This window comes from Synoicihabitans lomoniglobus (assembly GCF_029023725.1).
Lineage (GTDB): Bacteria > Verrucomicrobiota > Verrucomicrobiia > Opitutales > Opitutaceae > Actomonas > Actomonas lomonigloba.
The window spans coordinates 1,355,058-1,381,282 of sequence record NZ_CP119075.1; the positions used below are offsets into that span (position 1 = coordinate 1,355,058).

Sequence of the window (26,225 nt, forward strand, 5' to 3'; positions counted from 1 at the left end):
GGAAGAAATGGTGAACCATGTGGTGGAAATGCTTTGATAAAAATCACGGGGAGGCGAAATACGCGACGGTCATCGCCTCGGCCGTGGCCGCGCTGAGCGGTCTGTTCGTGACCTTCCATTCCCGCAATGACGACGCGCCCTCACGTGGATCGGGGGCGACCATGTGGCGGGAAACCGGGCATGGGTTTTTCAAGGACCGGGGGAGCGAACAGTTGGTGGATTTGTCCGGTGCCTGGTCCTTTGCGGTCGGTGACGACACCTCGCGCGCGGCGGTTGATTTCAATGATGACGATTGGGCGCAAATCGACGTCGGCTCGCCCTGGGAGAATGAAGGGTTCGAAGACCACGATGGTTTTGCGTGGTATCGACGGTCCTTCGACCTGCCGGCCCGCAATCTGCGAGGGCAGGTTTACCTGCGATTGGGCCGCATCGACGACGTGGATGAAGTGTATTTCAATGGCGTTAAAATCGGGGCGACCGGGCGCATGCCACCGCACTACGATTCCGCGTGGGACGCGCTGCGCGCCTATCTGGTGCCGCGCGAACTGCTGCGGTTCGACGCGCCCAATGTGGTGGCGGTGCGGGTGTTTGACGGCGAGCTCGGCGGCGGATTGGTGGGGGAAGCGGTCGGCCTCTTCACCACGCCGTTACCGGCCCCGTTGCTCGATCTCTCCGGCCACTGGGAGTTGAGCACCGTGGACGATCCTCGTTTCGTGGGAACAGGTAATTTCGAAGATGCGTTTCGGCCCGCGGTGGTGCCGGGAGTGTGGGACCGGCAAGGCTTGGCCGATTTCGATGGTTACGCCTGGTATCGGAAAACGTTTGATCTGAGCGCTCCGGCGGGTGCGGAAGAATGGGTTCTCCGGCTGGGGAAGATCGATGACACGGATGAGGTTTATCTCAATGGCGTCCTCATCGGCCACACCGGCTCCACGTCGGCGGCGGAGACCGATTTTTGGAATCAAACGCGCGCTTATCCGTTTGCCGCCGATTTATTGAAAAGTGACGGCAATGTGCTCGCGGTGCGCGTGCACGATTTAAAGGGATATGGCGGAATCACGCGCGGACCCCTTGGCATCATGACGGCAGCCGACCACGCACGATACGTCGAACTCACCGTGGATCGGCGCAGTGCGTGGCAGCGCTCCTGGGACTGGCTGCTGGGACGCGACTGATCACGTCGACTTACGGTTCGTGTGCTCGGCCACGATGGCGGCGTAATCTGCGATCTTGGGTTCGAGGCCCCGGATGGCTTCAGCCCAGAAGGCCGGGTCGCGCAAGTCGCGCCCGAGCGATTGTTGCACGACCTCTTCACACGTCGCCCGGCCGGTGAGTCCGAGGAAGGTTTCGTAGCGTGGAAGAAAGGCGGCGCCTTCGCGTTGAAATTCCTGATACAGCGCCTGGCTGAGGAGAAAACCGAACGTGTAGGGGAAGTTGTAGAACGATAGATCGGAGATGAAGAAGTGCAGTTTGGAAGCCCAGAACCACGGGTCTTCTTCCCCCTCAGCGAGGGTGTCGCCAAACACCTCGCGTTGAGCCTCAACCATCAGCTGCTTGATCCGGCTCACCGGGACCGTGCCGGAACGGCGTTCTTCGTAGAAGCGGCTCTCGAAGAGAAAACGCACGGGGATATTGAGCAAGTAGGAGGGCGTGTGTGACACGCTCTGTTCGATCAAGTAGGCGCGTTGATCGGGCGCGAGATCGGGCTGGGCGAGCAGGCCGCCGGACAGGATGTTCTCGGCAAATGTGGAAGCGGTTTCGGCCAGGGTCATCGGATAATCGCGAGCGCAGGGCCGTTGGTTTGTCAGCAGATGCGAATGCCAGGTATGACCCGCCTCGTGGGCCAGGGTGGTGACATCCGACATGGTGTTGCCGAAGGTCATGTAGATGCGTTCTTCGCAGGTCAGCGGCGAGCCGGTCGCGAAGGCGCCCGCGCGTTTGTGCGGCCGTTTTTCGGACTCGATCCAACGCCGCTCGATCATGGTGTTGAAGTAGTCGTGAAGTTTTGGATACGCGGAGCCGAAGGAAGAGCGCACCAGCTCAACCGCGCGCGGCCAGTCGAGGGCCGGCAGGGTGTTGCGCAGCTGCGGGGCGTCCTGATCATACCACGCGAGGGCGGAGGTGCCTTGGAGCTGCGCGTTCAGACGCAGGATGCGCCGTGGGGTTTCGTAGTTGGCCGCGATCGCGTTGAACATGGCATCCAGGGTCTCGCGGGAGACCGCGGAGTCATGCAGAGGAGCGTTGAGAAAGTGATCCTGTCCCCGCCGGGCATAAAGCGTGTGGCGGGTGCCAGCCAGCGCATTGAGGGTCGCGGCCATGGTGTCTTCGGTCGCGGCCCAAACTTTGTTGCCCTCGTGAAAAGCGGCGGCGCGAACCCGGCGATCGGCGTCGGTGAGCAGCGAGCGGCGTTGTGACATGGGCACTTCGTCGGCGCGACCGTCGGGCCATGTCATGGTGAAGCTCATCTTGCCGGTGACCGTGTCGTAGAGACGGCCCCAGGCGCTGATGCCGTCGACGCCGAGATCGGAGGCGAGTGCTTCGGCGGTGGCGTCCATTTGAAACTGTGCGGTCTCGCGCAGGCGGGTGGCGGTATGGGTGGCGTCGACCATACGATCGTCAGCGAGGAAAGCGCTCCAGGTCGCGTCGCTGGCGTCACGGAATCCGCGCAGGAGCTGAGTCTCCAATTTGTCGAACTCGGCGGACTGGGCGTCGAGGGCGGCTTCGGCGGATTGGTAAGCTTCGCTGGCGGTATCGGCGGACCCGAGGCACTCCAGATAGGAAGTGAGATGTTCCAAGCGGGCGCCGAGATCCTCCCACACCAGAAAGCGCTCCACCCAAGCGGACGCGTTGTCGGCATCGAGCGGTGCCAGCTCGGTGGTGGTCGCGAGTTCGGCGGCCAGGTCCTGTTTCAGCGCGACGAGAAAGGCGCGATGCTCGGGGCCGTCAAATTCCGGGAAGTAACTTTCAAGCGTCCAGGTGGTGGGAATCGTCATGCGATCCACGCTTGGTGATTCCCAATCTGAAATCAATTCGCGTCATTGAGCCGCAGCACGGCGTAGTTGCGTTTGCCTTTGCGGAAGAGGATGTAGCGGCCGAAGAGGGTGTCGCTAAGGGTGAGCGCTCGGTTCAGATCCTGCGGATTGCAGCGCACGTTGTTCACGTTGATGCCGCCGCCTTGGAGGTCTTTGCGTGCCTGGCCTTTGGATGGGCAGAGCCCGGCGGTGACGAGCAGGTCGAGCAGGCCCGTGCCTTCGCCGGTGAGAAGGTCGGACGAGATATCGGTGGTAGGCACTTCGCCGACCACGTCTTCGAACACGGATTCACTGATGCCATCGAGGCCGCCGCCAAACATGATCGTGCTGGCACGCATGGCGTCGGCGCAAACGGACTCGCCGTGGACGAGCGTGGTGACGGCCTGAGCCAGCGCTTTTTGGGCGGCGCGGGCTCCGGGGGCGGAAACGAGTTCGGCTTCGAGAGCATCGATTTCCTCTTGGGAGAGGAAGGTCAGGACTTTGAGCAATTTAATCACGTCGGCGTCCTCGGCCTGCATGAAGAACTGATAGAAGCGGTAGGGCGTCGTGCGTTTGGGGTCGAGCCAGACGGCGCCACTCGCGCTTTTGCCGTATTTGGTGCCGTCGGACTTGGTGAGCAACGGGAACGTGAGTCCCCATGCGGTCGCGCCGGATTTGCGGCGGATGAGTTCGGTGCCGGCGGTGATGTTGCCCCATTGATCGGTCGCGCCGACCTGGACTTCGCAGTCGGCTTCCGTGCGCAGGTGGTAGAAGTCGTGCGCCTGCAGGAGCATGTAGCTGAACTCCGTGTAGCTGATCCCGCCTTCCTCGAGGCGGGTGCGCACACTGTCTTTGGCCAACATGAGGTTGACGGGGAAATGTTTGCCGACGTCGCGGAGGAATTCGAGGAACGTGAAGGGCGCCGTCCACGAAGCGTTGTCGACGAGGCGGGCGGGGTTGGCGGTGGCCTCGAAGTCGAGAAACTTGGCGAGTTGGAGGCGAATCGCCGCAATGTTGGCCTCGACCTGAGCGGGCGTCTGGAGATTGCGTTCGGAGGATTTGCCCGAGGGATCGCCGATCATGCCGGTGGCGCCGCCGGCGAGGGCAATGGGGTGGTGGCCGTAGTCCTGGAAGCGTCGCAAGGCGAGCAACGGCACGAGGTTGCCGACGTGGAGACTGTCAGCCGTGGGATCGAAACCGGCGTAGAGCGTGGTCGGGCCGGAAGCGAGTCGGGCCGTGAGGGCATCGAGGTCGGTGCAGTCGGCGTAGAGGCCGCGCCATTGGAGCTCTTCGAGAATCGTCATAATGAGCGGATAAGCAAAGCGTTCGCGACTCGCACGGGGCAAGGGGGAAGTGTGAGGTGGGGGCGGGCGGTGGCAGCTCTGCTAATGTTAAATCAATTTTCCAAAATAGAGGCGCTTCTATGTGTAAAAACGAATTGCGACCGATTCGGAGCGGGACGTAAGTTGGCGTTCCTTTTCGTCACAACGTTGGCGAAGTCCTTGTTCACCGACCTATTCCATTTCTCATGCCCATCGCCGTAGGATCCACCGCCCCCACTTTTACGCTCAAGAGCAAGACCGCTGACGGTCTCGTTGATGTCAGCCTCGCCGCCGGCAAGCCGACGGTGTTGCTGTTCTTCCCGTTGGCCTTCACGGGCGTCTGCACGGACGAATTTTGTGACGTAACGGCCGGCTTGGCCGCTTACGCCGACCTCGGAGCCGAAGTTATCGGTATCAGTGTGGACAGTCCTTTCGCGCAGGAAGCGTGGGCCAAGGCCAACAACATCGGCATCACGCTGGCCAGCGACCTCAACAAAGAAGTCATCAAAGCCTACGATGTGGTATTCCCGATGCTGGCCGGGGTGGGCGACACCGCCGCCCGCGCCGCGTTCGTGATCGGATCCGACGGTGTGGTGAAATACGCCGAACAAACCGCCACGCCGAAGGACCTGCCCGATTTTGAAGCCGTCAAAGCGGCGCTCGCCAGCTAAGGCGCTTTCCCCCTGCGGCGGGTCGGGCTGACCGTCTTCCCGCCGCCGCCCCTCCATTCTCCCGATACGACTGACCAAAACTATGAGCCTCCCGAATCCGTTTAACACCCGGGGCACGTTCGAAGCGAACGGCGCCACGCACTCCCTCTACTCGCTGCCCGCCCTCAAGGCGGCTGGTTACGCGATCGACCGCCTGCCGGTTTCGATCCGTCTGGTGTTGGAGTCGCTGCTGCGCAATTGCGACGGCAAGCGGGTGACGGAAGACGCCGTGGCGACGCTCGCGGGTTGGCAGGCCAAGGCCGAACGCACCGCCGAGGTGCCGTTTGTGGTGGCTCGCATCGTGTTGCAGGATTTCACGGGAGTGCCGTTGCTCGTCGACCTCGCCGCCATGCGTTCAGCGGTCGACAAGGTGGGCAAGGATCCGAAAATCATCGAGCCGCTCGTGCCGGTTGACCTCGTGGTCGATCACTCCGTGCAGGTCGACTTCGCGGGTTCCGCCGAAGCGCTGGCCAAGAATCTCGATCTCGAGTTCACCCGCAACCGCGAGCGCTATCAGTTCGTGAAGTGGGGTATGCAGGCGTTTGATACGTTCAAGGTCGTGCCTCCGGGCATCGGTATCGTTCACCAGGTCAATCTCGAGTATCTCGCCCAAGGCGTGCTGAAGGACGGCAATGACACGTATTATCCCGACACGCTCGTCGGCACCGATTCGCACACCACCATGATCAACGGCCTCGGCGTCGTGGGCTGGGGCGTGGGTGGCATCGAAGCCGAAGCCGGCATGCTGGGTCAGCCGGTCTACTTCCTCACACCCGACGTCGTCGGCGTGCATCTCACCGGTGCGTTGCAGGAAGGCGTCACGGCCACCGACCTCGCGTTGACCATCACCGAGTTGCTTCGCGCCAAAAAGGTGGTGGGCAAGTTTGTCGAGTTTTACGGGCCGGGCGCGAAGGCGCTGCCGTTGGTCGACCGCGCCACCATCGCCAACATGGCCCCGGAATACGGCGCGACGATGGGCTTTTTCCCGATCGACGAAGAGACCTCGATTTACCTGCGCGGCACCGGTCGCGCCGAGAAGCACGTGGCGCTCTATGAGTCCTACTACAAGGCGCAGGAGCTGTGGGGCATCCCCGAGAAGGGCCAGATCGATTACTCGGTCGACGTCGAACTCGACCTTTCGACAGTCGTGCCGAGTGTGGCCGGACCGAAGCGTCCGCAGGACCGCATTGTGCTGCCGCAGCTCAAGGATGCGTTCAAATCACTCTACACGGCTCCCGCATCCGACGGCGGTTTCGGTCGGGCCGCGGACGACTACGGCACCACGGTGGAGGTCTGCCACACGGGCATTGTCAGCGAGTCGGGCGGAGGCAGCCAAGAGACCGCGGAGGCAGGTTCAACCCTCGCTTCGGAACAAGAAATGGGCGACCATCCGACGCCCGAGCCGGTGATGGCCAGCCACGACCACGGCGGCAAAGTGACCAATGGCAGCGTGCTCATCGCCGCGATCACCAGCTGCACCAACACGTCCAATCCGAGCGTGATGCTCGCCGCCGGTTTGCTCGCCAAAAAGGCCGTCGCGCGCGGCATGACCGTCAACCCACTGGTCAAGTCTTCCCTCGCTCCCGGTTCCCGCGTGGTCACCGACTACCTCAACAAGACGGGACTTGCCCCCTACCTCGACAAGCTTGGTTTCCAGACTGTCGGCTACGGTTGCACGACGTGCATCGGCAACTCCGGCCCGCTTGATCCCGCGATTGAAAAGGCGGTCGTCGACAACGATCTCGTCGCGGCATCCGTGCTCTCGGGCAATCGCAACTTCGAGGCCCGGGTTCACCAGAACATCAAGTCGAACTTCCTCATGTCGCCGCCACTCGTGGTCGCCTTTGCGCTCGCCGGTCGCGTTGATATCGACATGTCCTCCGATCCGATCGCCAAGGACGAAAATGGCGTGGATGTTTACCTGAAGGACATTTGGCCGTCCCTCTCCGAGATTCGGGACGAAATGGCTTCCGCCCTCAAACCCGAGGTCTTCAAGGCACTCTACAGCGACTTCACCAGTCAGAACCCGAAGTGGAACGAAATCCCGTCTTCGGTGGGCAACGTTTACGAATGGGACCGTGATTCGACCTACATCCAGGAGCCGCCGTTCTTCACCGACTTCAGCCTCGAACCGGGGGCCATCGCTCCGATCACCGGTGCCCGTCCGATGGGTATTTTCGGTGATTCGGTCACGACCGACCACATCTCGCCCGCCGGCGCGATCAAGAAGGACTCTCCGGCCGGTCGTTATCTGGGCGAAAACGGCGTCGAGTTCGTCGACTTCAATTCCTACGGTTCCCGTCGCGGCAACGACCGGATCATGACCCGCGGCACGTTTGCCAATGTGCGGATCAAGAACCTCATGGTCGCACCGAAGGAAGGCGGCTACACCGTGCTCCAACCGGAAGGCACGGAGATGTCGATCTACGACGCCGCGATGACCTACAAGCAGCGCGGCACGCCGTTGATCGTGATCGCCGGCCAGGAATACGGCACGGGTTCGTCCCGTGACTGGGCCGCCAAAGGCACGAACCTGCTCGGCGTCAAAGTCGTGGTCGCGGAGTCCTTCGAGCGTATTCACCGCAGCAATCTCGTCGGCATGGGCGTGCTGCCCCTGCAGTTCAAGGACGGCGCGAGTGCCAAGACGCTCGGGCTCGACGGGACCGAAGTTTACGATGTCGTGGGGCTCACCTCCGACGTGAAACCGCAACAGGACCTTGTCCTGCGGATCACGCGGGCCAATGGCACCAGCGAAGACGTCACCGTCGCCTGCCGCATCGATACCCCGATCGAGGTCGATTACTACCAGCACGGCGGCATTTTGCCCTACGTGCTGCGACAAATCATCGCTCGTAATTGATAACTCTTAAGAACCGGGGAACGTGTGTCGTTCTCCGGTTCTTATATCGCTGTGTCCTTAAACCCCGAACCACGTTTTCTCGTAAATCCTGACTCCGACCCGATCGCTCTGCGGGTCGAAGGCAAAGCTACGTTCAAAAACTGTGCCTGCGTGAAGGATTTCATGGATGAACAAATCGCCGCCGGTAAGCGTCGATTTGTCATGGATTTCGAGAACTGCGTGGGCATGGACAGCACCTTTCTCGGTGTGATGGCCGGATCGGCCATCCAGTTGCGTAAAACCCAACCGCGCGGCTCCCTGGTCGTCAGCGGGCTGAATGAGCGCAACCGCGAGCTCGTGAGCAACCTCGGACTCGATCGCTTGCTGACCGTCGACGAACAGGCGAAGGTGCCGCCCACCGCGGCGAATGGCGCCGCGCTGAAAACGGAGGCGTTGAGCGATGATTTGGTCGCTGCGCGCACGGTGCTCGACGCGCATCGCAACCTCGTCGAGGCCGATGGCGAAAATGCGGCCAAGTTTCAGGACGTGATCAAACTTTGTTCCCGCCAACTCGGCGAGGACTGACGCTGCCGGGACCGTCGGCGGCCAACGTCTAAGGCTTGGACGCGGACGGCGTTTCGACGTCGTCGTCCATCACAGTGATCTCACCGATTTCGACCTCGCCGCGTTTGTTGCGCACGAGGCGACCACTGTTCTGACCAAACGAATCGGCGGCGCGCGCGACCATGGTCGCGATATTTTCGGCGAAACGATGGCCGCGGGTGCGAATACTCATGCGGCTGGTCCACAGCACTTTTTTCTTCTGCTCATCCTTGGCCAGCCGGAAGTCATAGGCCGTGAGCACGATGTAATAGCGGGCTTCCTCGACCTCGCCCCGCAGCTCGTTGAAGCGGTCCATGCCGATCGGCCCCCCGATGTTTTGCATGCGAGCCATTTCATCAGTGTAACCTAAAACGCGGGCGTTCTGTTCGTTGCGACGCGTGCGCACGCGGTTTTCCATGCTCATGAGCAGGATGGATCCTTCCAGCTCGGCGGCGGCCGCCGCCGCCTGTTGGTTTTGCGCGATGGTCTCCGCCCGATTGATGGCGGCCTCCTCCAAGGTCGCGGAGGACGCCGGGGGCGGGATGGCGGCCTGCGCGGCTTGAATCGAGCTCAACGCATCCCCCAGTTCATTGACGCGGGAATTGAAATTGCCGTCGAAGCCCTCTCCGGTCCGGCCCCAGTGAATCGTGATCAGCAAGGTGGCGTCCGCCGCATCGAAGGCGAACTGGTAGTTTTGCTCAGCCAAATGTTCCGCGACGATCCCGGCGATGCGGGGATAGTCCTCTTTGCTTTGGGTGTGGTCCCAAACGGTGCCGTCCAACCGCCCGCCGTAGCCCAAAGCGTAAAATTCCCGCTGCGGATATCCGTCTGCCCCGAGGGGACGTTCATAGTCGGCGCTGACCCGGGAGTAGTAGGTCACAGGCATCGATTTTTGGGCGACACCGACGGAGGCCCCGAGTCCGCCCAGCAGAGCGAACACGATGCAACGAATTTGGGAGGCGAGGGGAACTCCAAGCATGAACGGGCGGGGTAAACAGCGGGGACGCGGCGGAACCTTGCCCCTAACCCCGAAGGATAGGCCAGCCCTTCACGACGTCACGAAGACCGATGCTAAAACTGTAGGGCAAGGGCGTCGCCGGAGTTGAATGGAAATCCGGTTTGCCAGCGCCGCCTGGCTCGGGCCATGTTTCTCGTTCCATGGCCACCTCCGTCGATCCATCCGTTCCCTCCAGCACTGACCGTTTTGCCCAGCCCGATGCGGCGGGTCATTTCGGACCTTATGGTGGCGTGTATGTGCCTGAGACGCTGATGACGGCGCTGCAGGAACTGGGCGCAGCCTATGAAACCGCCCGCCAAGATCCGGCGTTTGTGGAGGAATTGCGGCATCACTTGAAGGAGTTCGCGGGACGCCCCACCGAGCTCTATTTTGCCGAGCGTCTCACCGCGCATTGTGGCGGTGCCAAGATTTACCTGAAGCGGGAGGACCTGCTGCACACCGGGGCGCACAAGATCAACAATGCCATTGGCCAGGCGATCCTCGCCAAACGCATGGGCAAAAAACGCATCATTGCCGAGACCGGCGCCGGCCAACACGGGGTGGCGACAGCCGCGGTGTGCGCGAAGTTTGGACTGTCGTGCCGGGTTTACATGGGGGCGGTCGACATGGAGCGACAGGCCTTGAACGTGTTTCGCATGCGTCTCATGGGCGCCGAAGTGATCGGCGTGGAAGCGGGCCAGAAAACGCTCAAGGAAGCGATCAACGAAGCCATGCGCGACTGGGTGACCAATGTGCGCGAGACGCACTACATTCTCGGCTCTGCGCTCGGCTCGCATCCGTATCCCATGATGGTGCGTGATTTCCACCGCGTGATCGGGCTGGAAACGAAGGATCAGATCATGGCCGCGGAAGGTCGTCTCCCCGACGAGATGATCGCGTGTGTCGGTGGTGGCTCGAACGCCATTGGCTTCTTCTTTGAGTTTTTGGATGACAAAGCGGTGCGCCTCGTCGGGGTCGAAGCGGGCGGCCGCGGCATCACGCGCGGCGAACACGCGGCGCGTTTCGAGGGAGGTAAACTGGGCGTCCTCCAAGGCTGCAAGACCTACATTCTCCAAGATTCGGACGGACAGATCGAGCTGACGCATTCGGTGAGTGCCGGACTCGATTACGCGGCGATCGGTCCCGAGCACGCGTATTATCGGGACCAAAAGCGCATTGATTTCGCGTATGCCTGTGACGACGAAGTCATGGAAGTCTTCCAACTGGTATCCAAGCTCGAAGGCATCATCCCGGCGCTAGAGTCGACGCACGCCCTGGTGCACGGCCTCAAGCGTGCGAAAGAAATGGGCCCGGACGAGATCCTGATCATCAACCTCAGCGGCCGCGGCGATAAGGATGTCAGTCAAGTCCAGCAGATGCTGGACTTGAAAGAGCCAAGTAGCAGGTAACAAGTAGCAAGATGGCTGACTCCCCGGAGAACTTGGCTGAACGCACCTATCGATTCGCCCGGGATGTGCGTCGCATTGTAAACCTGATGCCATCCTCAACGGCAACGCGGGAGGACATTAAGCAGGTCGTGCGTTCGTCGGGATCGGTGGCGGCAAATTATCTGGAGGCGCAAGAAGGGCTGAGTCGGAACGACTTTTTCTACCGTATAAAAGTATGCCGTAAAGAGGCTCGCGAATCTCAACTCTGGCTGAAACTTCTGGCGGAGGATTCCGATCCTTCCACCAGGCCGGAAATAGCGCACCTGATGGATGAAGCCAACCAACTCACGCGCATTTTTGCCTCCATTGCCCATAAGCAGGACGATTCCGATGCTTGATCTGCTTGTTACTTGTCACCTGTTACTTGTTACTTCCTCCCTATGAAGAGTATGACTGGCTTTGGACGGGCCTCCGTTCCCTTGGGTGATGCGACCGTGGTCGTGCAGGTGAACTCCGTGAATCGGAAGTCGCTGGATCTGTCCATGCGCTTGCCCGACGTGTGGGCATCGTTGGAGCCCAGCATTGCGGAGGCCGTGCGCGAAGTCGCGTCGCGGGGCAAGGTGCACCTCCAGGTGGGCCTCGAAGCGGCCAGCGGCGACGAAGCCAAGGTCGGCGCGGCGTTGGACCGACTCCAAAGCATTGCCGACGCCAACGGGATATCATTCCAACCCGATGCCCGCCTGCTGTGGGAAATAGCCAATGACCGGCGAGCCACGGCCGAACCCGAATTGGACGAAGCCGTGGAGGTCGCGGTCCTCGAAGCGGCGGAGGAAGCGTTGCGCTCGTTTGCCGCCATGCGCGCTCGCGAAGGTGAAGCCTTGCTGATCGATTTCCTCACCCGGCTCGATGTGCTGAAGCGCAATGTCGCGGCGGTAGCCGAACGGGCTCCACACGTGCCGGTCCTCTATCGAGACGTATTGTTCAAACGGTTACGTGACGCCGATCTGGACCTCGATGTCTCCGATGAACGCGTCCTCAAGGAAGTCGCCTTATTCGCCGATCGTTGCGACATCACGGAAGAAATCACGCGATTGAAGAGCCACCTGCAACAACTCGAAACGCTGTTGCGCACCGAAGGTGAAATCGGCCGCAAGGGCGAATTTATCCTCCAGGAAGTCGGCCGCGAAATTCACACCATCGGCAGTAAGGCCAATGATCTCGAAATCTCGAAAAACGTCATCGAACTGAAGAATGAGCTCGAACGCATTCGCGAGCAAATGGCCAACGTCGAGTGAAGTGAAAGCGCTTCACTCGACGTAACAAGTAACAAGAACCAAGTAGCGGGATTCCCTACGAGTAGCCCGCTTGGCGGCGCGCAGCGGTGGTCAGAAATCCTGTTACTTGTTACTTTCCTGCTCCGGCGGATGCCGGAGCGAGTGAATGAGGTAGATGCCGACGCCGATGCAGATGCCGGAATCGGCGACGTTGAAGGTTGGATACACGTAGCTGCCGAAGTGAAAGTCGAGAAAGTCGACCACGTGGCCGTAGGCAACGCGGTCGATGAGGTTACCGACAATGCCGCCGCAGAGCAGTCCGAAGCTGAGCTGCACCATGCGATCGCGCAGGCCGAGGGCGCGGCGCCAAAAATAAATCGCCGCCAGAGTGCTGCCCGCCAGCAAGGCCAAGAGGGTGCTGCGGCCGGTGAACAGGCTCCACGCCGCGCCGGTATTGCCGACATGGACGAGATAAAAGAACCCGTCTATAATGGTGATGGCACCGCGTTCCGGTCCGTAGGTGCCGAGCGGCATGCGTTCGACAATCCAAAGTTTGGTGAGCTGATCGAGCACCAGCACCACAATGGCCAAAACCCACAGTAGCCGGTAGGCACCCAGGCGTTGACCCACGCCGAGCGTGGTCGGTGCCGGGGTATCGGCAGCGACCGCTTCGGGATCAGGCGCGGGGACGCGAGGCGATGAGGTCATGATCGATTCCACGGTCAGCGGTCGACCGCGGGAGTCGTTCAGTCTTCGTCACCGGAACTGCCCATGGAGCCGCCATCTTCCCCGAAGTCGCCGAGGAGGCCGGCCTGGGTGCGGACGCGGTGGCGATTGCGTTCGAGTTGTTTTTGCGCGGCGGCGGAATTGCGGGTGAACGGCACGGCGAGGAGGCGCTCCTTGTCGATGGGTTCCCCCGTCACTTCGCAAATGCCGTAGGTGCCGTTTTTGATGCGAGTGATGGCGGCCTCGATCTCGGACAGGGCTTCCTGTTCGTTGGCGACGAGAGAAAGGGCGAAATCGCGGTCAAAGGTGTCGGTGCCGGCATCGGCCATGTGTTGACCGTAGGAGGAGAGATCACCGGCGTCGTCCTTGGAGGAGCGCTTGAGGGTGTCTTCCGAGTGCTGGTCGATCTGGCCGGTGAGATGCTCGCGGAGTTCGAGGAGCAGCTTGTAGTAGCGGCGATATTTTTCCGGCACGGACTTGGGATCGTCGTAAGCGGATTTCTTGCCGCCCCCGGGCGTGAAACCGAGGATGTCGGCGAGGGAGGCCGCGGCGACCACCGACGGTTTGGCGGCGGCGAGGGTGGCCTCGATGACCGCCTTTTTGTCGGCGGTTTTGGCCGCCTTCTTGGTCGCCTCGGCGTCTTCCTTGGCGGAACTCGTCTTGGCGATTTCCTTCACCTCATCGAGGCTGAAGGCGATCGATTTATTGCTCTTGGAGCGGCCCAGGGCGCGGCTGCGCAGGGCGTCGCGGGCGGAACTTTTTTTAGCCGTTTTGGCGGTGGGTTTGGCTTTACCGGAGGAACTCACGGGAGTGGATTTTGATTGGGTTGCGGCGGGTGCCGGGACGGCTTTGGCCTTCGATTTTTTGGTCGAGGGTTTGGGCGCGGTTTGGGAAGTGGAAACAGATTTCGTGCCGGACTTCTTCGCGGCCGGAGTTTTCTTGGCCGCAGCCTTCGGGGCGGGGGTTTTTTTCGCGGCGGTGGTCTTCTTGGCGGGAGCTTTTTTCACGGAGGTCTTTTTAAGCGGTGCTTTTTTCGCTGTCTTGGGAGCGGCCGGTTTGGGCGCTTTGGTCGATGATTTGGCTGCTTTCTTGACGGTTTTTTTGCGAACGGAAGGAGAGACGGCTTTGGGGGAGGATGACTTTTTTACCGCGGCTTTTTTGGCGGGGGGGGTCTTCTTTTTGGCGGATTTGGTAGGGGTCTTCTTAGCCATCTTGGGGGGGGATGTTGGGGGTTAGCCGAGAGCCTCCGTGCAGCGGGGGCAGGTTTCGCCGTGGGGACCGGCGGTAAGGGAGGGGACCCAGCGCCAGCAGCGTGGGCAACGAACGTCCTGATGTTTCTGGCAGTGACTCACTTCAATTTTAACGTCCGGTGCAGCGGCACCGGGCGTGAGTGAGACGCGCGAAACGATAAAGAGTTCAGGAAGAAAATCGCGATATTTGGTCAGCACCGCGGCGGCGGGGCTGGCATCGGGGACGGAAACGGTCACGGCGGCATCCAGCGACTTGCCGATCTGACCGGCTTGGCGGGCGGGTTCGATGGCTTCGGTGACTTGGCCACGCACTTTGAGAAGCGCGGACACTTCGGCGTCGATGGTCGCATCTTTCCAGTCGGCGGGAATGACCGGCCAATCCTGCAAGTGGATCGGATCGGAGGTGAAATCGGTGCCGGTGGTGGCATGCGCCCAGGCTTCATCGGTGGTGAAACTCAGCACCGGGGCGAGCAGGCGCACCAACGTCTCGAAGATGTGGCGGATGGCGGTTTGCGACGAGCGTCGTTGTGGATGATTCGCGGGGAAAGTATAGAGACGGTCCTTGAGAATATCGTGGTAGATCGACGAAAGCGTGACGGCGCAGAAGTGATTGCAGAGCTGGAAAACGCGGTGGAACTCGTAGGCGTCGTAGGCGGTGGTGCAGGCGTCGGCGAGCACCGCCGTTTGGTGCAGAGCCCAACGGTCGAGGGTGTCCATTTCGGCGACCGGCACGGTGTGTTGCGCGGGGTCGAAATCGAACTGGGTCGAGAGTTGGTAGCGGAGGGTATTGCGGAAGAGCCGATAGGCGTCGCCCGCGATGCCGAGGATTTTGTCGGACAAGGTGATGTCCTGCGTAAAATCCTGCGAAGCGATCCAGAGGCGGATCACGTCGGCCCCGAACTGGTTGATGTAGTTGTCCGATGTCGGCGGTTTTTCGTAGGTGCCGCTCTTGGAGATTTTTTTGCCGTCTTCACCGACGATGAAACCGTGGGTGAGCACTGCTTTGTAGGGCGCGTCGCCGCGGCTGATGATACTCGTCCAGAGGGAAGATTGGAACCAACCGCGATGCTGGTCGCTGCCTTCGAGGTAGAGATCGGCCGGGCGCGACGTGGTGCCCTGGCCGGTGCCGAGCACGGCGTTGTGGGACGAACCGGAGTCGATCCACACGTCGAGCGTATCCCGACCGCAGGTAAGATCGGCGGCGGCCGGCCAGCCGGCCGGGAGGGCGACACCGTCGAGGATCTCGGTGGAGGTCGCGTCATACCAGAAGTTGGTGCCGCGGGTGGCGATTTTGTCGGCAACGGCGCGAATCACACCGGCGTCGATGAACGGGGCTTTGTCGGGGCCGTAAAACGCGATGATGGGCACTCCCCACGAGCGTTGACGGCTGATGCACCAGTCGGGGCGGGCTTCGACGGCACCGCGGATGCGGGTCTCACCGTGGGTCGGCACCCAGCGCACGCCGCCGATGGCTTCGAGGGCCTTGGCTCGGTGGCCGCCCTGGTCGAGGGAAACAAACCACTGATCGACGGCACGGAAAATGATGGGCGTCTTTGAGCGCCAGCAATGCGGGTAGCTGTGCGGGTAGCGCGCCTTGGCCAGCAGCGCACTTTTAGCCGCGAGGAGCTTCAACACCCCGATGTTGGCGGTGGAGGTCTTCTTGGCGGCCATGTCCTCGACGGATTCGAGGGTGCTGAGGCCGACGAGTTCAGCCGGGATTTGGCCATCGTCAACGTAGCAGCCATCGTCGCCGACCGGGCAATACACCTCGAGTTGGTAGTTGAGACCGGTGATGTAGTCGTCCGCGCCGTGGCCCGGGGCGGTGTGCACGCAACCGGTGCCACTGTCGGTGGTGACGTATTCCGCCAGCACGACGGGGGAGGCTCGATCGACAAACGGATGGCGGGCGGCGAGATGTTCGAGCGACTGTCCGACGACTTGGTGCACGACGGGCGCTTCGCCCTCGTGTTTAGCCGACGTCAGCACGCTGTCGAGCAGCGCTTTCGCGACGAGAATACGCTCGTCCCCGAGGTCCGCGACGACGTAGTCGACTCGCGGATTCAACGCGATCGCCATGTTGGCGGGGATGGTCCACGGCGTGGTCGTCCAGATGACGATCGAAAGGAGTTTGTCGTTGGGCAGGCCGAATTTCGCGGCCTCGGCGGCCGGGACCGTGAACTTCACCCAAATGGCGGGCGACACGTGGTCTTTGTATTCGATTTCGGCCTCGGCGAGGGCGGTTTCGAAGGGAATCGACCAGTAAACGGGCTTTTTCGAGCGGTAGACGATGCCTTGATCGACGAAGGAGGCGAAGGTGCGAATGATATCGGCTTCGTAGGCGGGCGCCTTGGTTTTGTATTCACTGGCCCAGTCGGCCTGCACGCCAAGGCGCTTGAACTGCTCCTTTTGGATGCCGATCCAGCGCTCGGAAAACGCGTCGCAGCGAGCGCGGCGCTCGGCGGTGGTCACGTCTTCACCGGAATCCTGGATTTCGCGGGTGACCTTTTGCTCGATCGGCAGGCCGTGACAGTCCCAGCCGGGCACATACGGGGTGCGGAAACCGCGCATGGTCTTGTAGCGGCAAACGATGTCCTTGAGCGATTTGTTCAGGGCGGTGCCGATGTGGACGTCACCATTGGTGAAAGGCGGACCGTCGTGCAGGACAAAGGTCGGGGCGTCGGCCCGGAGGCGCTGCATGGCCTGATAGAGGTCGAGCTTGTTCCATTGCGCCAAGCGCTCCGGCTCCCGTTTGACGAGATTGGCTCGCATGGGGAAATCGGTTTGAGGGAGCAGCAGGGTGTTTTTCAGGTCAGTCGCCATCCAGAAATAAAGGGTGCGGAGGCTACCCCGGGCGGATGGCGAGTCAAGGACGGCCACCGGGTATTTGCGGGATGGGGGCGGTGGGGACCGTCTCCGCTGCTCAAACCCATCGCGGTCCCGCCGGTGTCGGAGGGTATTTAACGGGTTGGACGGCCCTCGGTTTGGTGATATTTCGCTCCTCATGGCAGTCGTGCAGATGGTCGTCATTTTGGCACAACCTTTGCGGCACCGGGCACCATCCATGAACCATTTGAATACCCCGCCGCCTGGCCCGGAGGAGGGGAGCGTGCCGCCGTTTCCGTCGTCGCTCCAACGCTATCAGAGTATTGTCGAGAATGCCGTCGAAGGTATTTTTCAATCCACCTCTGATGGGCGTTTTCTGCTCGCGAATCCGGCGTTGGCCCGGCTCTACGGCTATGAATCGCCGTCGGCGTTGGTCGACGGGGTTGAGAATATTTCCAGCAACATCTACGCCGACCCGGCGGTGCGGGAAGAGTTCATGCGACTCATGGATCTGCGCGGGGAGGTGCGGGGCATGGAGTATCAGGTCCTGCGCAAGGACGGCGAAGTGATCTGGATATCGGAGCACGCGCGGGCCGTTCGCGACGATCGCGGGCGTCTCCTCTATTATGAGGGGTTCATCGAAGACATCACGGAGCGCAAGCGGATCGAAGAGCAATTGCGGCAGGCCCAAAAAATGGACGCGATTGGTCGTCTGGCCGGAGGTGTGGCCCATGATTTCAATAATATCCTGACGGCGATCATCGGTTACTCCGAGATCCTGATGGCCACGCTGCCCGATCCCAGGTCCCGCAGTCACGCGGAGTGCATTGTGGATGGCTCGCAACGGGCGGCGGCGTTGTGTCGCCAATTGCTCATCTTGAGTCGGCGTCACGCCGTGCTGCCGCGATCGCTTGATCTCAATCACGTCGTGCGCGACATGCAAAAGCTGTTGGAACGTCTGATGGATGCCAACATCACCCTGGTGACCCGGCTCGATGAGCAGGAGATGGTGGTCCGGGCGGATTCCACGCAGATGGAGCAGGTGATCCTGAACCTCGCGGTCAACGCCCGCGACGCCATGCCCCAGGGCGGGACCCTCACGATTTCGACCCGTGCACTCACTTTGCCCGATGCGACCGTGGTCGGCACCCTGGGCATGCCGGAAGGCACCTATGTCGAGGTGGCGGTGGAAGACACCGGCACGGGCATGTCACCGGAAGTGCAGTCGCAACTGTTTGAGCCTTTTTTCACCACGAAATCCGAGGGCAAAGGCACCGGCCTCGGGCTGGCGACCTGTTACAGTATCGTGCACCAGAACCGCGGGCAAATCATGGTCGGCAGCAAGGAGGGCGCGGGCACCACGGTGCGGTTCTTTCTGCCGACCAGTTACGAGTCGCCGGGCCGGACCGGTGCCACCGATCCCGGCGTGAGGCCCACCGGGAACGAAACCGTGCTGTTGGCCGAGGATGATCCCACGGTCCGCAATCTCGTGCGGATCAATCTGGAGGATCTCGGATACACGGTGCTGACCGCCGAGGACGGCGCGCACGCGCTCGAGCTGGCGAAAGCGCACGGATGCCGACGCATCCAGATTTTGGTGACCGATGTGATGATGCCCCGCATGGATGGCAAGGAGTTGGCCTATTGGCTGCGGTTGGTTTCGCCGGAGACGCGCGTCCTGTTCATGTCGGGATACACCGATCGTTCGATCATCAGCGCCACCACGCTGCAGCGCGGGGTGGGGTTTGTGCAAAAGCCGTTTGGGCCCAATGCACTGGCCCGCAGGGTGCGCAGTGCCCTGGATGCCGGATCGGATCGATCGTCGGTCGACCTCGATGCGAGCGTGGGCTAAGCGAGCGCGCGCCGGGCGAGTTTGGCTCCGGCACTCAGGCAATTGGGCAGCGAGATGCCGTCGCGCACATGCCCGCCGATGAGCAGGCCGGAGTGCTGGTTTTCGCATTGCTCCATGGCTTTCACATAGCGTTCGTAACCCAGGGTGTATTGAGGAATGGCGCGGGGCCATTGCCGTAATCGGGCGTAGACCGGCTCCCCGGTGACACCGATCACCGCGGCCAGTTCTGCGCGGGCGATTTTCGTGAGCTGTTCCTGAGAAGCGGTGCCCAGGTCGCGGCGGTGCACGCCACCCATCATGACGGTCAGCCCGACGTGTCCCGCCGGAGCGCGTCCGGCGAACAGGGACGAAGAAAACAATACGCCCAGAATTTGACGGTGCTCCTTCTGCGGCATCAACAGTCCGAACCCATCAAGCGGGTGCGAGACCTGCTCGCGCCGATAGCCCAAAAAGAGCGCGGATACCGGGGGGTAGTCGATGTCTGCCAAGGCCGCCAGGGGGCACTCGCCCAACGAGCCGATGGAGAGGCGGGCCAGCGCCGCGGCCGGCAGCGCGAGCAGGACGCGGTCGAACGATTCGGTCTGGGTTTGCTCCGACCGATTCCAGACCAGCTTCCAGCCGTCCGCACTCCGCACGAGACTGTTCACACTGGCTCCCAACTCGATCGCGTCCGGGGGCAACTGTTTCGCCAGGGCGAGCGGCAGCATGCCGAGGCCGTCTTGGAAGGAAATGATCGCGGGAGGTCCGGCCGACTCGCCGCTGGCCCGTCGTTGTTTGGCCGCCTTGATTTGCCCGCGAATGATCGAGCCGGTTTCGCGTTCCATTTTCCACAGGGAGGGAAAGGCATGTTTGGCGGATAATTTCTCCGGATCGCCCGCGTATACGCCCGAAACGAAGGGGTTGAGACCATAGTCGACAATGTCGTCGCCAAAGTGCGACCGGACGAAATCGGCCAAATTCACGTCGGAGCGGCGCACGCGGGGGCGCTTGAGCACTTCGCCGAACAGACGGAATTTTCCGCCAAGAGAAAACAACGAGGAGGTGAGAATCCCGGGAGGCGAAGACGGGGCGGCGACGGGGCGACCATTTCGCAGGATGTAGCGGTTGCGCGCGGCGGCCTGAGCGGGGCTGCGGACCTCGTCGAGTCCAATGTCCTGGATCAGGCGCGTGAGCTCGGTCGAACTTTCCTGGATCGAATTGGGACCCGATTCGACGAGCCAATCCCCGTCCCGCGTGCTATGCACGGGCCCGCCCACGCGGTCCGACCGTTCGAAGACCCGCACGGCGGCTCCGGCGCGATGCAGGTGGTAGGCGGCGCTCAATCCCGTGACGCCGGCGCCGATGATTGCTACGCGTCGGGGGGCGCTCATTTCCAGTTCGTCACCGTCGCGACCAGAGACTCCATGCAGGCGAGTTTGGCCCGCGGGGTGATGCCGTGGCCGAGGTTGAAAATATGTCCCGGCAAGTTGCGCATCGATTCGAGCAAACGCGTCGTTTCGCGGGCGACGATCTCGGGTTCGGTCTGCATGAGCACGGGGTCGAGATTGCCCTGCACGGCGACATTGGCGGGCAGGTTGCGACGCGCGATGGCGAGGTCGCTGGTCCAGTCAATGCTCACGACGCGCACGCCGCTGAACGCCTGGTCGGTGAGATGGGGCGCCGTGCCCTTGGCGTAGAGAATGATGGGAAAATCGGCCGGCATGGCCGCCACGATCCGTTTGATCCATTGCAGGGAAGCGGCTTCGTAGTCGGGCCCGGCGATGATGCCGCCCCAGGAGTCGAAGATCTGAATGGCATCGGCCCCGGCTTCGATCTGCATCTTGAAATACGTGATGAGTGCGGCCGTGAGCTTTTCGAGCAGGGCATCGAACATCGCGCGGTCGGTATAGAACAACAGCTTGATGCGTTCAAAGTCGGAGGAACTGCCACCCTCGACCATGTAGGTGGCCAGCGTCCAAGGGGAACCGCCAAAGCCGAGCACCGCTTTCGTATCCGCTACTTCCTGACGAATGAGTCGCAGCGCGGCGGGCACGTAGGCGAGTTTTTCGGGCACGGCGTCGGCCCCGGCCAAGGCATCGATTTGGGCGCGGGTTTCGATGCGATACTCCATGCCGATGCCGCCCTGATCGCGGAAGTGATAGGGCTGCCCTAACGCCTCCGGGATGGTGAGGATGTCGGAAAAGAGAATCGCGGCATCGAGCGCGTAGCGCCGCAACGGTTGCATCGTGACTTCAAGGGCGAGTTCCGGCGTGCGCACCATGTGCAGGAACGACGACTTGGCTTTGAGCTCGCGATACTCGGGCAGGTAGCGCCCGGCTTGGCGCATCACCCAGATCGGCGGGCGGTCGAGCGGTTGGCAGGCGCAGGCGGCGAGGAAACGTTCACGGGAAGTCATGGGCGGAGAGTCAGGATTTGTTTAACCACGGATGGAGACAGAGAACACGGATCAGGGGTTGGTTTGAATTTGGGTTCCTTCCGGTTCATCCGTGATTGAAAAGTTCAACCAGTCTTGTGGTTTCAAGTAGGTGGTGAGCAGGTCGGCTTCGGGAGTGCCGAGTTCCGGCTGGTAGTCGTATTTCCAGGAGACGTGGGGCGGGAGGCTCATGAGGATCGACTCCGTGCGACCGCCGCTCTGCAAGCCGAAGAGAGTGCCGCGATCCCAGACGAGGTTGAATTCCACGTAACGGCCGCGCCGATACAGCTGCCAGTCGCGTTCGCGCTCGCCGCAGGCGGTGGCTTTGCGGCGGGCGAGGATCGGTTGATAGGCGGGCAGGAAGTGATCACCGACGCTGCGCATGAACGCGAAGCTTTGGTCGAAACCCAGTTCATTGAAGTCGTCGAAAAACAGACCGCCCACGCCGCGTGGTTCCTGGCGATGCTTGAGGAAGAAGTAGTCGTCGCACCATTCTTTGAGCTTCGGATAGTAACTGTCGCCAAAGGGCGCGACGGCGTCGCGCGCGGTGCGGTGCCAATGCACGGCGTCGTCGGTGAATCCGTAGTAGGGCGTGAGGTCGAACCCGCCGCCGAACCACCACACCGGATTTTCGCCGTCCGGATCGGCGACGAAAAAACGCACGTTGGCGTGACTGGTCGGCACGTAGGGATTGCGCGGGTGGATGACGAGGGAGACGCCCATGGCTTGCCAGGGTTTACCGGCGATCTCGGGGCGATGGGCGGAGGCGGAGGGCGGGAGTTGGTCGCCAAAAACATGGGAGAACGCGACGCCGCCTTTTTCGATCACCTCGCCCTCGGTGAGAATGCGGGTGCGGCCACCGCCGCCGGCGGCACGGGTCCATGCATCGGTCGCGAAACGGGCAGAGCCGGTTTCCTCTAGTTCGAGTCCGGCGCAGATGCGGTCCTGCAAATCGAGCAGGTAGGTGCGGACGGCGGTGAGGTCGGGAGCGGTGGCTTCGGGCATGAGAGCGGGCCGGTATTGAGTGTGGGAGTGGGGCCGGGGACAAGACCGGTCCGTCAACGGGAACGGATTCTCGCCGCGAGATGGTCAGTCGAGACTCCAATGCGCTGGCGAAGCTGACGCCGGAGGCAACTCGCCCTGGTCGCGCAATGAGTTGAGCTCGGCGGGCGACGGTCGCAAGTCGTAGCGCCGAAGCTGGTGGGATGCGCGTTCAACCAGTTTAAAGTATTCGGTGATCACGGGAAAGGCCTTCGCGTCGGGTTGGTGCAGGAGCTGTTGGAACTCGGGCACGATCCGGTCGCGGATGTCGTCGATCGTGGACGGGGCAAACTCGAGTGGGAACTGGGCGAAGAGGTTGCCTCCGAGTTTGTGTTCGAGCAGGGCGCGGTAGGGCTCGGGGAGACGGCGTTCCATCAGAACCGGATCATCGAGCAGAGTCCGCGTGCGACGGAGGTCGTCGCCAAGATCCTTGAGGGCGATTTGATGCTGGGAGACGAGCAGGTCGATCCGGCCGTTGGAACGCACGGCCAAAAATGGGGCGGCGGGAAACGCGAGCGGGAACAGGGTGTTGGGGTAGAGCGCCACCTTGAGGTAGGTCTCGGCGACGGTGGCAAAGCGCGGCCACGTCTCCACGTTTTCAAAATCAACTTCGTCGATCGGGGCCCACTCCAGCTTGGGTTTCTCGGGAAACACGGTGTCGTTGGCGACGTCGACGTAGTAGTTGCCGATTTGCAGGGCGTTTTGGAAATAGGACCCCTGCAGGAAAATGAAGACGGGTTTGATCACGACCCCGGCGGCGAGGAGTTCCTGAAAAATGGGATCGCGGGGCAGCCGCTCTTTCACGGCGTCGCGAATGTGGCGGCAAAACCCGATCGGGTAGCGGGCCCAGTTGATCTCGCCGTAGGCACCGGAGTGAGCGGAGTCGGATGACGCCGCGGCTTGAATGCGGTCGGCATGGGATGCGTCGACTTCGGCGCGCAAGGCCGCGAGTCGCGAGGTCACGGCCGGGAGCCGCGGTTCGAGGACGCGCTGGGTGACGCGCCGCTGCTCCGGCGACGCGGTGAGGTCGAGGGAGCGGGCTTGGGCGATGAGGTGACTGATACTCACGAGGCGAGACGCTGGTGAGCACGCGAAGGGAATCGCAACCCGGAATCCCGGGAGCGAGGCAACTCCGGGTCAGGAGGTGCGGCGTCGACGTCGCCAGAATCCGACCATGCTGGCGGCAATGCCGCTCCACAGCCCGGCGCTGGCGGGTTCCGGCACGGCGGAAAGGGCGCTGATGGTGGCGGTGGCTCCTGGCGTAGCCTGCCAGCCGGCCGAGACCAAGGTGCCGTCGATGAATTCGGTGTTGAGAAAATTGAATTCCAACCACCCGAAATGGGTGTTGCCGGAGATGTCGAATTGGACCCCCACATATTGGGTGCCGCCACTGACGAAGTCGTTAAACGTGCTGTAGGAATTGAAATCCCAGCCGCTGTTGATGGAGTCGCCCAACTCGAAGACTTGGAGTGACCCGAGATTCTCGGCGGAGGCGTTGGTTCCTAGGCTGTTGAGTCCGGAAGAGAAGGTATTGAAGACCGAGATGTTGAAGTCGGTCACGCTGTCACCGTCGATGTCCAGCTCGAGCACCGAGTCGTTGTAGTCGCCCAGCGAGATATCGGAGAGGTCCGACAACGTGAGTTGGGCGGTGGCATGGGGAGCGGAGATCATGCCGGCGATAGCGGCGAGTGATCCGAGAGCAGAATGAGGTGAGCGCATAGAGGTGGTTGATCTCATATCGGGGCGCGGGGGAGAACCTTAAGGAAAAAGTGCGCGGATGGGCCTATTGACGAGTTTGCTAGAGTTCGCATTGGACAGCGCGGGCCCCTTCCCGATGGATGGGAGGCTTCATCGCTGCCGAATCCATTCTCCCATGAACGACACCGCCCTCGCCACCATTGCCGCCACTGGCTTCGCCGTGGCGTTTTTGCATGCGGCGATCCCGACGCATTGGCTGCCCTTCGTGCTGGTGGGACGGGCGCGGGGGTGGACGACCTTGCGGACATTGACGATGGTGGCCGGCGCGGGTCTGGGACACGTGGCGCTTACCAGTCTGTTGGGATTGGCGATCGCGTGGTTTGGATTCCGGTTGGATGAATCGTTGGGCCATGCGTTCCCCCTCGTGACATCGGGGCTCTTGTTTGCGATCGCGATTTATTACGGCTACCGCCAGTGGACGGGGCGCGGAGTGTGCCATCATCACCCTCCGGGGAGCGAGCACGCGCCGAGCAAGGCCTGTGATTCACACGAACATGATCATGGTCACACGCATTGGGAAGAGGAGCTGAAGGGCACGCCGTTGGTGAAGCCGGATCGGGGCGACTGGGCGGCGGTGAGCGGGTTGTTTGTCATGCTCACGCTCTCACCGTGCGAAGGCTTTTTGCCGATCTATTTGTCGGGCGTGCAGTTTGGTTGGCGGGGATTCGTGGTGCTCAGTCTCATCCTCGCGCTTGGTGCGGTGGGTGGGATGACGCTACTCACGTGGCTGACGTTGAAGGGGAGCGAACGGCTACGCATCGAACGCTTTGAACACTATGAAGCGGGCCTGCTCGCGGTGCTTTTTGTCGTGCTCGGCGTCATCGCGTTTGTGCTCCAGCACGAGCATTGAGCCATACGGGACAGCCCTTCAGTAGGGCAGTTCGAACCGAACCGTCTCGGGTTCTTCGTCTCCGGGGGCTTCATCCGCTGCGTCGTCGGAGTCCTCGTCGTCGAGGGAGATGGGAGTGAATTGCAGCAGCGGGGCGGGGGCGGGTTCCGGATCAGCGGTGGCGGGGGGGACCGGGGCGGCGGGCTTTGATTCGGCGGGCATGCGCTGGAAGGGCCCGGTCGGGATTTTGGCAAATGCGTCCTCGATAAGTTCGGCCATCTTGATGTCGCGTTCCTTGGAGGTGGGGCTGCCCATGATCACGGCAACAATGCGGCGACCGTCGCGTTCGGCGGTGGCCGCGAGGCAGAAACCGGCGGCACGAGTGAAGCCGGTTTTGAGGCCGTCGATACCGCGGACTTTGCCGATCAGATTGTTGTGGTTGTCCATCATCACCGGTTTGGCGCGCACGCCGGTGCCGAACGGGCGGCGCTCGATCGAGGAGTAACGCAGGACGTCGGTTTCCTTGAGCAAGGCGCGGGAGAGTTTGGCGAGGTCGCGTGGCGAAGTCTGGTCGGTTTCATCCAGCCGCCGTGATCGCGGGGGCAGGCCATGCGGGGACCGCCAGATGGTATCGGTCATGCCGAGGGCGCGGGCGCGGACGTTCATGCGGTCCACGAACTGTTCACGGGTGATGCCGGCGGCGTGGCTCAACGCGTGCGCGGCGTCGTTGGCCGATTGAATCATGAGTGCATACAGCAGCTCCTCGACCGGGAACACTTCGCGATGTTTCAACCACACCTGGGTGCCGCCCATGCGGGCGTCGTCGGCGGTGACTTCGACGGGAGTTTGCAACGTGATCTCACCGGCCTGGATGGCGTCGTGAATGACGAGAAACGTCATTAACTTCGTCACGCTGGCGGGCGGGCTGACGACGTCGGAACGATCCTCGAACAGCACCTCGCCCGTGGTGGCGTTGACGACGATCGCGCCTTTGTAGACCTGGGCGTGCGAGACGTTGGCGAAGCATATGAGCATACACGCGACCAACAGGTTGCGGAGGTAAGACATTGGTGACAACGGTAGCGCCAAGATGATTTCACTCCGCTGGCTTCGCGACCGGCTGTAAAGGAAGGATTTTAATTCTGAATTTCGATGTTGGATCGAGTGAATGGCTCCGCCTCTGCGATTAAGGGAGATGATGAGAAAATCATAAACAGATCGGGGGTAGGACCTCAGTGGTTTTATGGTAATATTATGAAAAGTGCTGCATGGCAGTAATTTGGGTCGAAAATATATTGTGGCGATTCAACGAGCCCTGCGTCTGTTTCGTATGCAAATGCCGTTGCCGTTGCCTACTTTACCCTCCGCACGTGCCCACGAAAATTTATC

22 protein-coding genes are annotated in these 26,225 nt (G+C 61.8%); 10 read left to right on the forward strand and 12 right to left on the reverse strand.

Translation table 11 applies throughout. The features are described from left to right. Positions 1-17 precede the first annotated feature (17 nt). The gene (locus PXH66_RS05225) at positions 18-1,175 is read left to right on the forward strand and encodes a glycoside hydrolase (protein WP_330928508.1); all 1,158 of its coding nucleotides are present in this window, start codon (positions 18-20) and stop codon (positions 1,173-1,175) included. Here the strand turns inward: PXH66_RS05225 and PXH66_RS05230 are convergent, their stop codons facing one another. Both PXH66_RS05230 and tyrS read right to left on the reverse strand, forming a co-directional pair. Continuing rightward, on the reverse strand, positions 1,176-2,993 hold the full coding sequence (locus PXH66_RS05230; RefSeq protein WP_330928509.1) for a M3 family oligoendopeptidase: 1,818 nt from the start codon (positions 2,991-2,993) through the stop codon (positions 1,176-1,178). A 32-nt stretch (positions 2,994-3,025) separates the two neighbouring features. Continuing rightward, a complete protein-coding gene (gene tyrS / locus PXH66_RS05235) occupies positions 3,026-4,315 on the reverse strand; it encodes a tyrosine--tRNA ligase (RefSeq protein WP_345781717.1) in 1,290 nt (429 codons plus the stop codon). Between the two features lie 224 nt (positions 4,316-4,539). Here tyrS and PXH66_RS05240 point away from each other — a divergent pair, with 224 nt between their 5' ends. The 3 genes from PXH66_RS05240 (at position 4,540) to PXH66_RS05250 (ending at position 8,467) form a co-directional block, all read left to right on the forward strand. Beyond that, a complete protein-coding gene (locus PXH66_RS05240) occupies positions 4,540-5,004 on the forward strand; it encodes a redoxin domain-containing protein (RefSeq protein WP_330928511.1) in 465 nt (154 codons plus the stop codon). A gap of 82 nt (positions 5,005-5,086) precedes the next feature. Beyond that, a complete protein-coding gene (locus PXH66_RS05245) occupies positions 5,087-7,903 on the forward strand; it encodes an aconitate hydratase (protein WP_330928512.1) in 2,817 nt (938 codons plus the stop codon). Between the two features lie 51 nt (positions 7,904-7,954). Then, on the forward strand, positions 7,955-8,467 hold the full coding sequence (locus PXH66_RS05250) for an STAS domain-containing protein (protein ID WP_330928513.1): 513 nt from the start codon (positions 7,955-7,957) through the stop codon (positions 8,465-8,467). A 28-nt stretch (positions 8,468-8,495) separates the two neighbouring features. On the opposite strand, the gene PXH66_RS05255 is transcribed toward PXH66_RS05250, so the two are convergent. Then, the gene (locus tag PXH66_RS05255) at positions 8,496-9,425 is read right to left on the reverse strand and encodes a hypothetical protein (protein WP_330932258.1); all 930 of its coding nucleotides are present in this window, start codon (positions 9,423-9,425) and stop codon (positions 8,496-8,498) included. 218 nt (positions 9,426-9,643) lie between these two features. On the opposite strand from PXH66_RS05255, the gene trpB reads away from it, so the two are divergent. The 3 genes from trpB to PXH66_RS05270 are packed head-to-tail and all read left to right on the forward strand — an operon-like array spanning position 9,644 to position 12,165. Beyond that, complete coding sequence (trpB, locus tag PXH66_RS05260) at positions 9,644-10,891, forward strand: tryptophan synthase subunit beta (protein WP_330928515.1); 1,248 nt, start codon at positions 9,644-9,646, stop codon at positions 10,889-10,891. An 11-nt stretch (positions 10,892-10,902) separates the two neighbouring features. Then, positions 10,903-11,268, forward strand: coding sequence for a four helix bundle protein (locus PXH66_RS05265; protein WP_330928516.1), 366 nt, complete (start codon positions 10,903-10,905; stop codon positions 11,266-11,268). A 42-nt stretch (positions 11,269-11,310) separates the two neighbouring features. Next, a complete protein-coding gene (locus PXH66_RS05270; RefSeq protein WP_330928517.1) occupies positions 11,311-12,165 on the forward strand; it encodes a YicC/YloC family endoribonuclease in 855 nt (284 codons plus the stop codon). Between the two features lie 102 nt (positions 12,166-12,267). On the opposite strand, the gene lspA is transcribed toward PXH66_RS05270, so the two are convergent. Beyond that, positions 12,268-12,852, reverse strand: a complete 585-nt coding sequence (gene lspA / locus PXH66_RS05275) for a signal peptidase II (protein ID WP_330928518.1) — start codon at positions 12,850-12,852, stop codon at positions 12,268-12,270. A 38-nt stretch (positions 12,853-12,890) separates the two neighbouring features. Beyond that, the gene (locus PXH66_RS05280) at positions 12,891-13,676 is read right to left on the reverse strand and encodes a TraR/DksA family transcriptional regulator (protein WP_330928519.1); all 786 of its coding nucleotides are present in this window, start codon (positions 13,674-13,676) and stop codon (positions 12,891-12,893) included. 4 nt (positions 13,677-13,680) lie between these two features. Here PXH66_RS05280 and PXH66_RS05285 point away from each other — a divergent pair, with 4 nt between their 5' ends. After that, positions 13,681-14,106: a hypothetical protein gene (locus tag PXH66_RS05285; RefSeq protein WP_330928520.1), complete on the forward strand. Its 426-nt coding sequence runs from the start codon at positions 13,681-13,683 to the stop codon at positions 14,104-14,106. Here PXH66_RS05285 and ileS read toward each other — a convergent pair. Continuing rightward, positions 14,103-16,940: an isoleucine--tRNA ligase gene (ileS, locus tag PXH66_RS05290; protein ID WP_330928521.1), complete on the reverse strand. Its 2,838-nt coding sequence runs from the start codon at positions 16,938-16,940 to the stop codon at positions 14,103-14,105. The genes PXH66_RS05285 and ileS overlap by 4 nt on opposite strands. A 241-nt stretch (positions 16,941-17,181) precedes the next feature. Here ileS and PXH66_RS05295 point away from each other — a divergent pair, with 241 nt between their 5' ends. After that, on the forward strand, positions 17,182-18,795 hold the full coding sequence (locus PXH66_RS05295; protein ID WP_330928522.1) for an ATP-binding protein: 1,614 nt from the start codon (positions 17,182-17,184) through the stop codon (positions 18,793-18,795). On the opposite strand, the gene hemG is transcribed toward PXH66_RS05295, so the two are convergent. The 5 genes from hemG to PXH66_RS05320 all read right to left on the reverse strand — a co-directional run bounded on the left by hemG (position 18,792) and on the right by PXH66_RS05320 (position 23,968). Further along, positions 18,792-20,165, reverse strand: a complete 1,374-nt coding sequence (gene hemG, locus PXH66_RS05300; RefSeq protein ID WP_330928523.1) for a protoporphyrinogen oxidase — start codon at positions 20,163-20,165, stop codon at positions 18,792-18,794. The two genes, PXH66_RS05295 and hemG, sit on opposite strands and share 4 nt — an antisense overlap. Beyond that, positions 20,162-21,190, reverse strand: coding sequence for a uroporphyrinogen decarboxylase (gene hemE, locus PXH66_RS05305; RefSeq protein WP_330928524.1), 1,029 nt, complete (start codon positions 21,188-21,190; stop codon positions 20,162-20,164). The genes hemG and hemE overlap by 4 nt, the downstream gene beginning before the upstream one ends. 51 nt (positions 21,191-21,241) lie before the next feature. Then, positions 21,242-22,213: an oxygen-dependent coproporphyrinogen oxidase gene (gene hemF, locus PXH66_RS05310; protein ID WP_330928525.1), complete on the reverse strand. Its 972-nt coding sequence runs from the start codon at positions 22,211-22,213 to the stop codon at positions 21,242-21,244. A gap of 84 nt (positions 22,214-22,297) precedes the next feature. Next, a complete protein-coding gene (locus PXH66_RS05315) occupies positions 22,298-23,317 on the reverse strand; it encodes a hypothetical protein (protein WP_330928526.1) in 1,020 nt (339 codons plus the stop codon). A 69-nt stretch (positions 23,318-23,386) separates the two neighbouring features. After that, on the reverse strand, positions 23,387-23,968 hold the full coding sequence (locus PXH66_RS05320; protein WP_330932259.1) for a hypothetical protein: 582 nt from the start codon (positions 23,966-23,968) through the stop codon (positions 23,387-23,389). Positions 23,969-24,122: 154 nt separating this feature from the next. Between PXH66_RS05320 and PXH66_RS05325 the strand changes: the two genes are divergently transcribed. Next, a complete protein-coding gene (locus PXH66_RS05325; RefSeq protein WP_330928528.1) occupies positions 24,123-24,857 on the forward strand; it encodes a sulfite exporter TauE/SafE family protein in 735 nt (244 codons plus the stop codon). 18 nt (positions 24,858-24,875) lie between these two features. Here the strand turns inward: PXH66_RS05325 and PXH66_RS05330 are convergent, their stop codons facing one another. Continuing rightward, complete coding sequence (locus tag PXH66_RS05330; RefSeq protein ID WP_330928529.1) at positions 24,876-25,904, reverse strand: D-alanyl-D-alanine carboxypeptidase family protein; 1,029 nt, start codon at positions 25,902-25,904, stop codon at positions 24,876-24,878. Between the last annotated feature and the right edge of the window lie 321 nt (positions 25,905-26,225).